Annotated in this window: 8 protein-coding genes; all 8 read right to left on the bottom strand. The window is 72.9% G+C overall.

Annotation, left to right across the window (positions count from 1 at the left end; translation table 11 throughout):
• Positions 1-11: 11 nt before the first annotated feature.
• From ABZ876_RS17495 to ABZ876_RS17460, 8 genes are read right to left on the bottom strand one after another with little or no spacing between them, the layout of a single operon-like run.
• Positions 12-848, bottom strand: a complete 837-nt coding sequence (locus ABZ876_RS17495) for a TauD/TfdA family dioxygenase (RefSeq protein ID WP_361781173.1) — start codon at positions 846-848, stop codon at positions 12-14.
• Positions 830-2,056 carry an MFS transporter gene (locus tag ABZ876_RS17490; RefSeq protein WP_361781170.1) on the bottom strand — a complete coding sequence of 409 codons (1,227 nt, stop codon included), beginning with the start codon at positions 2,054-2,056 and terminating at the stop codon, positions 830-832. Before ABZ876_RS17490 ends, ABZ876_RS17495 begins: the two co-directional genes overlap by 19 nt.
• Complete coding sequence (locus tag ABZ876_RS17485; RefSeq protein ID WP_361781167.1) at positions 2,053-3,453, bottom strand: FAD-linked oxidase C-terminal domain-containing protein; 1,401 nt, start codon at positions 3,451-3,453, stop codon at positions 2,053-2,055. The genes ABZ876_RS17490 and ABZ876_RS17485 overlap by 4 nt, the downstream gene beginning before the upstream one ends.
• Positions 3,450-3,659 (bottom strand): ferredoxin, encoded by a 210-nt coding sequence (locus tag ABZ876_RS17480; RefSeq protein ID WP_361781164.1) that lies wholly within the window; start codon positions 3,657-3,659, stop codon positions 3,450-3,452. The genes ABZ876_RS17485 and ABZ876_RS17480 overlap by 4 nt, the downstream gene beginning before the upstream one ends.
• Before the next feature lie 56 nt (positions 3,660-3,715).
• Entirely contained in the window at positions 3,716-4,912 is a 1,197-nt protein-coding gene (locus tag ABZ876_RS17475) for a cytochrome P450 (protein ID WP_361781161.1), read from the bottom strand.
• Complete coding sequence (locus ABZ876_RS17470) at positions 4,909-11,052, bottom strand: amino acid adenylation domain-containing protein (protein WP_361781158.1); 6,144 nt, start codon at positions 11,050-11,052, stop codon at positions 4,909-4,911. Before ABZ876_RS17470 ends, ABZ876_RS17475 begins: the two co-directional genes overlap by 4 nt.
• 10 nt (positions 11,053-11,062) lie before the next feature.
• The gene (locus ABZ876_RS17465) at positions 11,063-11,467 is read right to left on the bottom strand and encodes a nuclear transport factor 2 family protein (protein ID WP_361781155.1); all 405 of its coding nucleotides are present in this window, start codon (positions 11,465-11,467) and stop codon (positions 11,063-11,065) included.
• Entirely contained in the window at positions 11,464-13,647 is a 2,184-nt protein-coding gene (locus tag ABZ876_RS17460; protein ID WP_361781152.1) for an aminotransferase class III-fold pyridoxal phosphate-dependent enzyme, read from the bottom strand. Before ABZ876_RS17460 ends, ABZ876_RS17465 begins: the two co-directional genes overlap by 4 nt.
• Positions 13,648-13,730 lie beyond the last annotated feature (83 nt).

The raw sequence follows: 13,730 nt of genomic DNA, 5'->3' as shown, positions 1-13,730 counted from the left end.
TGCGCGGCCGGTCAGGCGGCGACGCTGATGCGGTGCACGGTCCGGCCGACGCCTTCCGGAAGATCGGTCGCCCGGTGGTAGGTGGTCGCGGTCTTCCAGATCAGCAGGTCGTCGGGCGTCCAGCGGTGCTCGTAGACGTGCGCGGGGTCCTGCACCAGGGAGTCGACCAGACCGAAGAACTCCTCGTTGCCGTTGGCGTCGAGACCGCCGACCGAGTCCATGTACTCGCGGGCGGCGTACAGGAAGCGTCGGCCGGTGAAGGCGTCGCGGCGGACGACGGGATGCTCGACCGCCGGGTACTCGTGGGCGACCAGGGCCCGCATCTCCGCGATGGACAGGCCCACGTGGCGGGGCTCGATGCGCTGCTGCCTGGTCAGGGTGTGCAGTCCGGTGAGCCCCTCCAGGCGGGTCTTCCATTCCTCGGGCAGCCGCTCGTAGACGTCGGCGGCGGAGCTGAAGAGGGTGTGGCCGTGCTCCTCGGGCACGTTGACCCCGTGCAGCACCGTGTACTCGGCGGGACGCGCGTTGTACGACGAGTCCTGGTGCCAGAAGTTTCCCACCCGCGGGACGCCGATGGGCTTGTTCCTCCGGCGCTCGTTGGAGGAGACGAGGATCTCGGCGAACTCCGGGTGGCGCCAGTCGCTCAGCACGAAGGGGACGGGGGTGCCGAGGCGAGCGGCGAGAGCGATGTGCTGCTCGGGTGTCAGCCGGATACCGCGCAGCACCACCAGGTCCCGCTGGTGGACGGAGTCGACGACGTCCGCGAAGAGTTCCTCGCTGCGCAGGTCCTCGTGGGTGACTCCGGAGTACTCGACGCCGATGAACGGGGTCAGATCGCGTCGGTGCATGAGGGTTCCTCCTTGTACCAGGTGAAGGGGCTGCTGCGGGCAACCGTGAGCAGAAGCCAGGCGACGCACAGAGTGCCGCCCGCGACGGCCCACGGGATGCCGGGGGCGGACGGCCGGGCGAGCAGCAGGGACAGGTGGGGGGCCAGGATGAAGGCGATGTTGACGCCGGTGGAGTAGAGGCTGAGATTGCGGTCCGCCGAGGCCTCGCTGGACAGTTCGCTGACGTAGCCGAGGAGCCCCGGGAACACGACGATCTCCCCGGCGGTCCACACGAGCGTGGACAGGACGAGCGACGGACCCGATCCGGACAGCGCCATCAGCAGGAAACCGGTGCCCGCGAGGCCGTAGCCGAGGAGCAGGGTGGGCAGGTGTCCCGTCCTGGCCATGAGCACGTTGAGGGGGACCTCGAACAGGACGATGCCCGCCGCGTTGACGGCGAAGACGACGCCCGCCCAGTACCCGGGCAGCCCCAGTCCGACGATGACGTAGGTGGAGACGAAGACGGAGGGCAGCGAGTAGGCCAGCTGGACGGGCAGCGAGAGCCCGAAGATCGTCCAGAACCGTGCCCGTTCGTACGGGGTGCGGCGGACGACGCCGGTCCGCGGGACGTTTCGCCGCCGCGGATGAACGGTGGGTGCTCCGGCGGAGCGTGCCGCGAGGTGTCCGGCCGCGGCCAGGGCGCAGCCGGCGTTCGCCCAGAACACCAGTCGGGGCTCGACGGCGAAGAGCAGCCCGCCGGCGACGGGTCCGGCGGCCATGCCGAGGTTGATGGCGAGCCGGTAGCAGGAGAAGGCGACCTTGCGCCCCTCGGGACCGGCGGCGGCAACGGTCGCCGAGTACGCGGCCGGTGTGACGATCTCGTACGCGAAACCCCATACCGTGACGGAGGCGATCAGCGGCACCAGGCCGTGCACGAAGGGGAACAGGGCGAGGACCGCCGCGTTGAGGACCAGACCGCCCACCATGAGCGTACGGGTGGTCACCCTGCCGAGCAGGACGCTCGCCGACAGGTCGGCGGCGAGGGCGCCCACGGCGAAGCAGACGAGGACGGTGCCAGTCGTGCCCTTGCCCAGCCCCTCGTGCAGCAGCAGGTGGGCGGCGAGGAACGGGTAGGCCATCGTGCCCGTACGGAAGATCAGGGTGGTGAAGAACAGAGTGCGCAGCTGCGCGGGGAGCCCCGCGACGGTGCGGACGGTACGGGTGATCACGCGGTGCGCCCGCCCGCCGGACGCCGGGCGAGCAAAGCGCCCGGATTGAACAGGCCCGCGGGGTCGAGGGCGTCCTTCAGCTGCCGGTGGACCCGCATCGAGACGGGGCCCAGTTCCCGTTCCAGCCACTCGGTCTTGAGCTTGCCGATGCCGTGCTCGCCGGTGACGGTGCCGCCGAGGGACAGGGCGAGGGCCAGGATGGCGTCGAAGGCACCACGGGCACGGATGTACTCCTCCGCCGACGCCCCGTCGTACAGGACGGTGGGGTGCATATTGCCGTCGCCCGCATGGCCGACGACGGCCACGGTCAGGCCGGCCCGAACCCCGATCTCCTCGGAGCCGGCCATGAGTTCGGCGATCCGGGTACGGGGCACCGCCACGTCCTCGGTCATGCAGGCGCCCCGGGCCTCCAAGGCGGGAAGGGACACCCGGCGGGCCCTGAGCAGCAGACCGCCCTCGGCCGGGTCCCTGGTGGCGTGCGTCCAGGTGGCGCCCGACTCCTTGAACTGGCGCTCCATGGCGTGCAGTTCGGCGGCGGCGGACTCGCCGCCGGCGTCCGACTGACACAGCAGCAGGGCGCTGCCGTCGCCCGCGCCGAGGTCCGCCCGCAGGTACTCGGCTGAGGCCCGCAGGGAGGTGGCGTCCATGATCTCCATCAGGGAGGGCACCAGACCCGCCCGGACCACGCGGTTGACGGCGTCCCCAGCCCGCTCCACGGAGTCGAAGGCGGCGACGATCGTGCCGGGCGCGGCGGGCAGCGGACGCAGCTTCAGCGTCGCGCCGGTGATGACCCCGAGGGTGCCCTCGCTGCCGACGAACAACCGGGTCAGGTCGTAACCGGCCACGCCCTTGACGGTCCTGCGGCCCGTGGTGAGCAACGACCCGTCGGCCAGCACCACTTCGAGCCCGAGGACGGCGTCGCTGGTCACGCCGTACTTGCCGCAGCACAGCCCGCCGGCGTCCGTGGCGAGGTTGCCGCCGAGCGTGCACCATTCGAGACTGGAGGGGTCGGGCGGGTAGAAGAGGCCGTGTTCCGCGGCGGCGTCCCGGAGCGTCCGGTTGATCACCCCCGGCTGGACGACGACCAGCCGGTTGTCCGCGTCGAGTTCGAGGATGCGGTTCATCCGGGTGGTGACCAGGACGACGCAGCCGTCCACCGCGTTGGCGCCGCCGGTCAGACCGCTGCCCGCACCGCGCGGGACGACGGGCACGCCCGCCTCGGCGCAGGCGCGGACGCAGGCCTGCACCTCGGCGGTGTCCGCGGGCAGCACCACGGCGCAGGGGCGGCCCGCCGGGGCCAGCGGCATCATGTCGCGGGCGTAGCCCTCGGTCGCGTCCGGGTCGGTGAGGACGGCAGCGCGGCCCAGCGCGTCCCGCAGCCGGCTGGTCAGGCTCACGCGGTGCCGTCCTCGTCCTCCACGAGGATCGCGCGGGCCGGGCACAGGTCCGCCGCCTCGTGGACGGCGTCCGAGAGCGCCGGGTCCGGACCGTTGTCGAGCAGCACGACGATGCCGTCGGTCTCGTCCTGGTCGAAGACCTCGGGTGCCGACAGGACGCAGTGCCCGGCTCCTACACATCGCTCGGCTTCGAGGGTGATCTTCACGGTGCTTGGCTCCTTGGCGGTCAAGAGGGCGGGCGGGCGACCCGGGGACGCGGGATTCACCAGGTCACGGGCAGTTCATGGACGCCGTAGACGGCCATGTCCGACTTGAAGCGGATCTCGTCGACGGGCACCGCGACCCGCAGGTTCGGCAGTCGGCGGGCAACGGCGTGGTAGGTCTCCTGGAGTTCGACCTTCGCCAGCGACTGCCCCAGGCACTGGTGGGGGCCGTAGCCGAAGGCGAGGTGGCCGTGGGCGCGTGCGCCGGGGTCGAAGTCCTCGCCGGAGGGGAAACGCGAGGGATCCCGGTTGGCCACGTTGATCGCCGCGATGACGCCCTCTCCCGCCTTCACGAGGCGGCCGTTGACGTCGACGTCCTCGGTGGCCATCCGGCGGATGCCGCGCTGGACGATGGTGAGGTGGCGCAGCAGCTCCTCCACTGTATCGGCGAGTTGCCGGGGGTCCCCGGGGGTGCGCAGGGCGGCGAAGCGGCGAGGGTGGCGCAGCAGGGTGAGGAGGCCGAGCGAGATCATGTTGGCCGTCGTGTCGTGCCCCGCCGTGAGCAGCAGCAGGGCCATCGCGCTCAGGGTGCGGCGGCTCATCGCTCCGGTGCGTACATGTCGGACCACCATGCGCCCGATGAAGTCGTCCCCGGGGTCCTTTTCCCGTACGGCCACGAGGGATTCGAGATAGTCCTGGAGTTCCTGACGGGCCGCCGCGGCGGTCTCGGTGGTGCCCGAGATGGCGTTCATGGTGTGGGTGAGCGAGCGAAACAGCTCCCGGTCCTCCGGGGGAACCCCGAGGAACTCGCAGATCACCGAGAGGGCGACGGGCAGCGCGAGATCGGCCACGAGGTCGGCGTGGCCCGGCCCGTCCAGCATGCGGTCGAGGCAGCCCGCGACGACGCCGCGCACCGCCGGGCGCCAGGACTCGGCCCGCCGGACGGTGAACTCGCCAAGCACCAGGCGGCGCAGCGCGTCGTGCTCGGGGTTGTCCATGATGAGCAGCGTCGGTTCGACAGCCGTCTCGGCGGCCGCGACGGCGCTGGAGAGCGGATAGCCGGGGCGCCTCTTGTCCGCGCTGAACCGGGGGTCGCTCAGCACCAGCCGGGCATCCTCGTAGCGGGTGAACAGCCAGGGACGGACCCCGTTCCAGATCGGGACCCGGGGCACCTCCGGCTGGTCGCGCAGCCGGGTGACCTCCTCGGGCGGGGCGAACGGGCACTGGCGGGCCATGGGATAGAGCACTTCCGTCATTCGCTCGTCTCTCCGGTCGGGGCCAGGTACCGCCACCAGCGGTCGATCACGGCGTCGTCCCAGTCGGTTGGGGTGATGCCGTGGGTGCGCAGGGCGGCGAGAGTGGCTTCATTGCGGTAGTGGGCCGGTTCGGGCGGGCCAGGTGTGTCGCACAGCTCGCGCAGGTGCTCCCGGTAGGCCAGGGCGGGCAGTTCGGTTCCCTGGGCCACCGCGTCATCCAGCCGCTCGAGCCAGGTGCGCAGACCGACCGGGAGGGTGCGGGAGCCGGTGCGCCGGTCATAGCCGGCGAGGAAGACGCCGAGCCCGGTACGGCGCGGGTGGTGCAGATGGTGGACCGTGCCCGGCGGGGCATCGGCGAGGGCCAGCGCCACCAGTGCGCGGGCCATCACGTCGACGGGCAGGGCGTCGGAGGCGAGGCCCGGGTGGTCGGGATAGCAGCCGAGAGCGGCCGAACTCACCAGGAGCCGGGTGAGCATGTCGTCGCGGCTGAGTGCGCCGGTCGTCGCGCTACCGCCCGCGCGGCCCAGCCGGTACGTCCGGGCGTCGGCCCCCCGGGCGACGGCCTGGCGGACCAGGTGTTCGGCCGCCCACTTGGCCGCGGCATAGCCGCGTCCGCGCGGATGGCGTTCGTGCTCGGCCGCAGTGGACTCGCTGAGGGTGCGCGGGCGGCCGTCCGGGGTGTCCTCATGCAGGACGGCGAGCGTGGAGACGTGGTGGAAGCGGGCGGGCGGGCCCTCGGCGGCGATCCTCAGCAGCTCCTGGGTTCCGCCGACATTGGCCGCAGCGAGGTGCTGGTAGCCGGAGAGGTGGTGGACCTCCGCGCCCAGGTGCAGGACGGTGGCCGCGGCGCGCGCCGCATCCAACCCGGCCGTTGCGGTCAGTCCGAGCTCCGGCAGGGTGAGGTCGCCGGGCAGCGGCACGATCCGGGGATCGGCGGCGTCCAGGGCGAGCGCGTGCCGCCGGGCCGCCTGCGCCAGCCGGGCGCGGGCCGCTTCGGGCGTCGCGGCACGTACGAGGCATAGCACCGGTCCCCTGGTACGGTCCAGCAGCTCGCGCAGGACGTGGATGCCGATGAACCCGGTGGCACCGGTGAGCAGGACGGAGTCCGTACGGCGCGGGGCGGCGGCGGGTCTGGCGAAGGTGATGCCGGCATCGAGCACGACGTCCTCGGGGCGCACGGTGGCCGTTTCGGTGCCGGCGTCGGCGCGGGCGAGCCTGCGCGCGGTGGCCCTGACCGTCGGCTCGGCGAGGAAATCCCGCACGGATATGCGCATTTCATACTGTCGCTCGATCTCACCGAGCAGCCGGATGACGCGCAGCGAGTGCCCGCCGAGCGCGAAGAAGTCGTCCGACAGCCCGATGGACGGGCCACTGCCGAGGACCTGCCGCCACAGGGCCAGCAGCCCCTGCTCCAGCGGGCTCGCGGCGTGTCCGGTCTCCTCGGCTGGGCCGTGGTTGCGCGCGTGGGCCGCGAGGCGGGTGGCCAGCGCGGTCCGGTCGGCCTTGCCATGGCTGCTGGTGGGGATGTGCCTGACCGGGACGATGAGCCTTGGCACCATGTGGGCGGGCAGGTGGCGGACGAGATGGGCGCGCGCCTCCTGCTCGTCGGCGGTGCCCACGTACGCGACGCCGAGGTCGGCGTCGGGTCCCTCGCCGACCAGCACCGAGACGGCCTCGCCGATCCGCTCGTGGCCAGTCAGCGTCGCCTCGATCTCACCGAGTTCGATCCGGAAGCCGCGCAGTTTGATCTGCCCGTCGAGCCGGCCCAGGTAGTCCAGGGTCCCGTCGGGCAACCGGCGCACCCGGTCCCCGGTGCGGTACAGGCGCCGATCGCCGAGGACGGGCAGCGTGGTGAACAGATCGCCAGTGCGTTCGGGGTTGTCCCAGTAGCCGATGGCGACTCCCGCGCCGCCGAGCCAGAGTTCCCCGGGAACGCCCGTGGCGGCGAGCCGGCCGTGGCGGTCGATCACATGCGTGGTGGTTCCCGCCAGCGCCCGGCCGATGGGGATCCTGCCGTGGTCCTCGTTTGGGCGGGCCTCGTGGGTGGTGGCGAGGATCGCCGCCTCGGTGGGGCCGTAGCCGTTGATGACGACGCGGCTTCGGGCGTAATGGCGGGTGTCGTGCGGGTCGGCGGGTTCGCCGGCCACGACCAGCACCCGTACCGAGGCCAGGTCGGGGCGGCCCAGCGCGCGGAGCAGCGAGGGGACCATGACTATCACGCTCACCCCGTTGTCGCGCAGTGCCCGGGTGAGTGCGGCGGCGTCACCGCGGGTGGCGTCACCGCAGTACACCAGTGTGCCGCCGGAGACGAGGGGCATGAACTGCTCGTAGACCGCCACGTCGAAGCCGGGCGAGGTGAGCTGCAGCCAGACGTCGTCCGGCGTGAACGGGTGGCGGGCCAGACTGGCCTGCAGGGTGTTGACGGCCGAGCGGTGGGAGACGACGACGCCGCGCGGCCGCCCGGTGCTGCCGGAGGTGTAGATGATGTAGGCGGGGTCGGCGCCGCGGGCCGCCTCTCGCGCGGGCGGCGTCTCGTCCGAGGGGCGCACGAGCCGGTCGATGTCCAGGACCGGCAGCAGACCGTCGGTTTCCTGGCCGGGGCGGAAAAGCCGGTCGGAGAGGTCCTTGGCGGTCACCACCATCCGGGCCCGGGCGTCGGCGAGAACGTACCGCAGCCGCTCGGCCGGATAGGCCGGATCGAGCGGGACGTAGGCCGCGCCGGTCTTGAGCACGCCGAGGACGGCCACGATCAGCAGGGGGTTGCGCTCCAGGCACAGGGCGACGCGCTCACCAGGCCGCGCCCCGTGGGCGAGGAGCCGGGCGGCCACGTCGTCGGAGAGCCGGTCGAGTTCACGGTAGGTGAGGGCGGTGTCCTCTCCGACCACGGCAGTCTTGCCGGGATGGCCGGCGGCCGTGCGGGCGAACAACGAGGTCAGGGTGGCGGCCGGGCGGCCCGGCGGCCGCTCGCTCTCCGGGGCGGCCAGAAGCCGTCCCCGCTCACCGGGTTCGAGCAGCTCGATGTCGCGCACAACGGTGCCGGGACCGGCTTCGGCGAGCCGGCCCAGCACGGCGACGAGCTGGCCGGCGAGCCGCTCGACGCTGTCCCGGCGGTAGAGGTCGGTGCTGAACTCCACCTGGAGCGCGAGACCCTGCGGCGACTCCCGGAAGGTGAAGGTCAGCTCGAACTTGGCGGTTTCGTCCTCGGCCGGCGCCCAGGGCTCGCCAGACGCGTCGCCCAGCCGGAGCGGGCGGGGCGGGTGCTGCCGGTGGTTGACGACCGCGCGGAAGGGGCTGGTCCCGCGTGAGACACCCGCGGCGCCGAGTTCCCGGCACACCGTCTGGAACGGTACGTGCTGGTGGGCGTGCGCGGCGGCACAGCTCTCCCGGACCCGCCGGAACAGGGTGGTGACCGGTGTGTCCGCGGTGGCCTCGACCCGGATCGGCAGCAGGTTGACGAAGTAGCCGACGAGGTCCTCGGTGCCGGCCCGCCCGCGGCCCGTCGTCAGGCTGCCGAGGCACAGCGTGTCGCGTTCGGCGTGGGTGGCGAGCACCGTGTACACACCGGCCAGGCAGAACATGAAGCGGCTGATGCCGTGACGGCGGGCGGCCTCGGCGTACCGGGCGCTCTCGGCGGCGTCGATGCGCAGCGTGACCCGGTCACCGGCCCCGCTGAGTACGGCCGGCCGGGGATGATCGGTGACCAGGTCGGGGGCGGCCGCGCCGCCTTGCAGGGCGTCGCGCCAGAAGTCCAGCGCGGCGTGCCGGCGTTCCGGAAGCCGGTCCAGGGTCTCGCGTACGTGGTCGGCGAACGTCAGCCGCAGCGGCGCAAGGTGCGCGTCCGGGTCGTCGTAGAGAGCCGACAGCTCGGTGAAGAAGAGGTCGAGGGACCAGTCGTCGGCGATGACGTGGTGGATGTCGAAGTGCACGACGGTGGCGGACCCGTCGAGGGTGACGACCAGGGTGCGCACGAGCGGGGACGCGTCGTCGGCCGCCGCCCGGGCGGCGACGAGCGCGCGGATCCGGTGATGCCGCTCCGCCGGCGGCATCCGGGTCATGTCATGGTGGTCAACGGCAGCGCCGGGATCCGCGTCCGGTGCCTGCCACCAGCCGCCGGCGTCCTGCCGTACGACGGTGCGCAGGGCCGTCTGCCGCTGCCCGAGCCGGGTGAGCGCGCGGCGCAGCCGGAGTACGTCGACCTGCCCCCGCACCAGGAAGGTGCGGGAGATGACGTACCGCTGCCCCGGCGCGACCTGCTGCTCGAACCAGATGCCCTCCTGCCCGGGCAGCAGCGGAACCCGGGCGGGCGTGTCCCGCTGCCGCTCGGCGGCAGGTGCCGTGCCGGCGCAGTCGGGGTGCCGCTCCGCGGGGGGTGCCGTTCCGGTCCGGTCGGCAGCGGCGGCGTCGAGGAGTGCGGCGAGCCCGCGCACCGTGGCCGCCCGGAACAGGTCCCCGACCGACAGGGCCACGCCGGTGGCGCTCTCCAGGCGAGCCAGTACGACCATGGCGGTGAGCGAGTCGCCACCCGCGGTGAGGAAGTCGGTGTCGGAGCCGACCGGGGCGCCGAGCGCGTCCTGCCACAGGTCCGCTACGAGGCGTTCGACGGGCGTGTCCGGGAGGTCGCGCCCGGCCGTGCCGTACGTCCGCCCGGCCAGTCGAGCGAGGGCGGGGCGGTCGGTCTTGCCGTTCGGGGTGACCGGCAGCTGTGCGAGCAGCGTGACGGTGGCCGGGACCTGCGGCGACGGCAGGAGTGACGCCACGTGGGCGACGAGGTCCGCCTCGGTGGCGGGTTCCCGCAGGACGACGAACGCCGCGAGCCTGCGCCGTTCGCCGGTGCCGTGGGCCACCACGGCGGCCGCGCGGACCGCGGGAAGGCCGAGCAGGGCCCGTTCCGTCTCGGCCGGTTCCACCCGGTGGCCCCGGATCTTCACCTGGTCGTCGGTGCGGCCGAGGAAGGCGAGGTTGCCGTCCGGCAGCAGGCGGACCCGGTCGCCGGTGAGGTAGGCGGTGCGGCCGGGACGGCCGGGCTCGGGGATGAAGCGATCGGCGGTGAGGTCGGGCCGGCCGAGGTAGCCGCGGGCCACGCCCGGCCCGCCGACGCAGAGTTCGCCCTCCTCGCCGGGGGCGACGGGGTGCCGGTCGCGGCCGACCACGTGGACGGTGGCGTCGGCGAAGGGACGGCCGATCGGCACGTCCGGCCAGTCGTCGGCGTAGGGGTTTTCCGCGTCGAGCACCAGCCAGCAGGCGTAGACGGTGGTCTCCGTGGGCCCGTAGCCGTTGACGACCCGGCAGCCGGGGAGCTCGCGCAGTGCCGCGCGCACGGCGTCGGCCGAGGCACGGTCACCACCCGACACGCACAGCCGCAGTCCGCACAGTGCGTCGGTGATGTACTCCATGGCGAGTCCGAACATCGGTGCGGCGAGCCGCAGCACGGTCACGCCGTGCCGCCGTACCTCCCGGCCGATCTCGTGGACGCCGGGCCGGGCGGCTTCGGGCAGGACGAGTGTGGCCCCGTTCAGCAGGGCGCCCCAGATCTCGAAGACCGACGGGTCCACATGGAGGGGGGCGAGCTGGAGCACCGTGTCGTCGGGCCGGAACCCCGCCTCCGGGGCCCGGGCGAGCGACAGGACGCTGCAGTGTTCCACCTGCACGCCCTTGGGCCGCCCCGTGGTGCCCGAGGTGGCGATGACATAGGCGAGCGTGTCCGGGCCGCCCGGCGCGACGGCGAGCGGTTCCGGTGCGGGCAGCTCCTCGTCGACGGTCAGGATCCGCACCCCCGGCAGCAGCGTGCGCAGCCGGTCGGCCTCGGTGTGCGCCACCCACAGGGTGCGCAGCCCGAAGTCCTCCACCAGGCCGCACAGCCGAGCATCGGGCGCGTCCGGGTCCAGAGGCACATAGGCGCATCCGGCGAGGACCGCGCCGAGGACCGTGGCGACAGTCCCCGCGGACCGCGGAGCGCGGATGCCGACCGGTTCGCCGGCCGCTCCGACACGCCCGAGCCGGGCCGCGACGGACGCGGCCCAGCCGGCCAGGTGGCGGTACGTCAGGCGCAGGTCACCGTGGACGAGCGCGGTGTGCTCGGGGCGAGTGCGTACGACGTCGGCGAAGGCGTCGCCGAGGGTGTGGGCCATGGCTGCGTTCATGTGCTCTGCCTCAGTGCTCCCGGCCGAGGGCCTCGACCACGCTGGCGGTGTCGTAGAGGTCCAGGTAGCGGGAGATCAGACCGTCGCGCACGGTGAAGACGTTCATCCACTGGGCTTCGTAGCGTCGGTCGTTGGCCAGCACCCGGGTCCGGCTGACGCCCAGGACGACGACCCGGTCACCCGCGTCCAGGTAGTCGTACGGCACGCACTCCTGCACCTGGATCAGGTCACGGACGATGACGAAGAACTGCCGGAATCCCTCGACGCCCCGGTAGGTGCCCGCCCAGGGCAGGGACTTGGGGCCGTGGTAGACCCACTCGAAGTCGTCGGTGAGGAGGGCCTCGATGTCCGCCAGCCGTCCCTCGTCGAAGAGCTGGAAGAAGCGGCGGACGACGTCGACGTTCTGCTGGCTCATGCGGTGCTCCTTGCGGTGGTCGGGGTGCGCACGAGGGCGCGTGCCCGCTCTTTGAGGTGGAAGAGGCCCACCTGGGCGAGGAGGCGGTACGGGGAGGTGCGCGAGAGTTCCCGGGCCGCGCGCATCACCTGGCGGATCTCGTCCTCGGTGGCGACGAGCGGCAGCAGGAAGACGTCGTAGACGACGAAGGCCCTGGCCCGGGTGATCCACCAGATCATCAGGGCGAAGGTCATCCACTCGCCCTCGGGCTCGATGATGCGGCGCAGCGGTCCGGGCACGCGGGGCTCGAAGCGGCCCAGCAGGCCCTCGGCGAAGCGGCGCCCGACGACGCCGGCGGGGCCGGTGTCCATGGCGGCGATCCCCTCGTCCACCAGGGCGGACAGGGCCGCCACCCGTCGGTCCAGGTGCAGCGCGTCGACCTGGGCGACGGCCTGCAGCGAGAAGTGGGCGCCGAGCTGGTGGGCGTGCTCGGTGCGCAGCTCCTCGACGAGCTGCGGGCTGGCGCGGCGGGCGGCCTCGTGGACGGCGTCGGACACCAGGGCGGCCCCGGTGGGGAAGCAGCCGTAGCTGAGCGCCTTCGACAGGCTCATCAGGTCGATCTCGGGCAGCCTGCCCTGGTGAGCGAATCGGGTGCCGCAGCGGTAGTACGAGGTGAGGACCTCGTCGACGCCGACCAGGTACCCATGCCGCTCGCGGCCCTCGGAGACGGTCTCGAGCAGCGGGGAGGGGATGGGCGCGTAGGAATCGGAGCTGCCGTGGACAAGTTCGATCCAGACCAGGCCGACCTCTCCGGTGGCGGCCTCCTTGCGGAACTCCTCGGCGGCGTGCGGCGTGTACGGGTCGATGTAGCGGATGTCCTCGTACAGCGGCCCGAACGGGGCCCGGGTCCGCTCGGCCGCGGTGGCCAGCAGGGACACCAGGGTCTTGCCGCCGTAGTTGTGCTTGAAGACCACGATCCGGCGCCGCTCGGGGCGGGCCAGCCGGGCCAGGATGAGCGCGCTCTCCACCGCGGAGGCGCCACTGACGGCGGGAAAGGTATGGGGCAGCCCGGTGTCCCGGGCCAGGACGCGCTGGAGTTCGGCGACGTAGTCGCGCTCCGTGTCGTGTCTGCGGACGACGTCGGTGAGCGCGTCGACGGGATTGTGGCCGCCCACTCCGAGACCCGCCCCGCACAGCCCGTCGACGAGATCCAGGTGGCGGCCCGAGTCCAGCTGAACGGTGAGCCGCGAGCCCTTGGCGCGTACGACGTGGAGGGCGCCGCGCAGCTTCCGGTGCATCCGGACGGTCATCGGGTTGACGTGCCGGGCGTACAGATCGAGGGTGCGCTGCCAGTCGCGGGCGGTGGCCGCCAGGACGCGGTGCACGGGGTGCCCTTCGTGCCAGCGGCCCAGCAACCGGGCCTTGACCGCGCGCATGGCGACGGTGTTGCCCCCGTAGGTGTTGGAGTGCAGGAATCCGGTCGAGGGGGTTGACCAGGGCGCGAACAGGTCGGGGCTGCCCGCGAAGGCGCCGAAGGGCACCTCGTAGCCGGTGAGCGACTCGCCGAGGACGAAGAGGTCGGGCCGCAGGGCGCGAACGGTGTCGGACGGCGGGGCCAGCGGGTCGACGTCCGACAGGTCCAGGGCGATGCGCGTGCCGCGGCCCCGGAGGTCGCGGACGAGCGCGGCCAGATCGGCCAGGTCGTCCGCGCCGAGTCGCTCCGTGCCGCGCAACACCAGGGCACAGTGGTCGGCACCGGCGGCCGCCGTGCGCAGGGCGGCGATGGTGGGGTGGCTGTGGAGCCCGGGGGCGAGCGCTCGTTCGGGACCATCGCCGAGCGGGTCGGCGCGGCGGGTGAGGGTGCCGTCGGGGTCGAGCACGAGTACGCGTCCGCGGTGCCCGGCCCCGGAACCGGCCGCGCGGTGGCGCAGCAGTTTGACCGCTCCGTGGAGGGCCTCGTACCGCGAGTTGGCGAAGAAGCAGCGGTAGGCGGCGGGCTTCTCGGGCTCACCGAGTTCGCGCAGGAACTCGCTGACGAGGTGGCCCACGTGGGCGGAGTCGACGGTCACGAACCAGGAGGGCATCGCGAAGATCGGATGCTCCTGTTCGATGAGGTCGGAGAGGGTGGCGAGGGTGTCGCGGCCCGCTGGGCGGAACAGGGTGGTGGCCGTGGCGGATGCGACGTCGTGGTTCTGGGACAAGGCGACACCTGGGCTCGAAGCGGGTTCGGGCGTGTTCGTTGATCCACGGGCGGGCGGCGGGAGAGCGAGGTCAGGTGCGCTCC

Source organism: Streptomyces sp. NPDC046931 (assembly GCF_040644655.1).
Lineage (GTDB): Bacteria > Actinomycetota > Actinomycetes > Streptomycetales > Streptomycetaceae > Streptomyces.
Note: the sequence above shows the minus strand (reverse complement) of the source record. Positions and strands in the feature narration are given on the sequence as shown.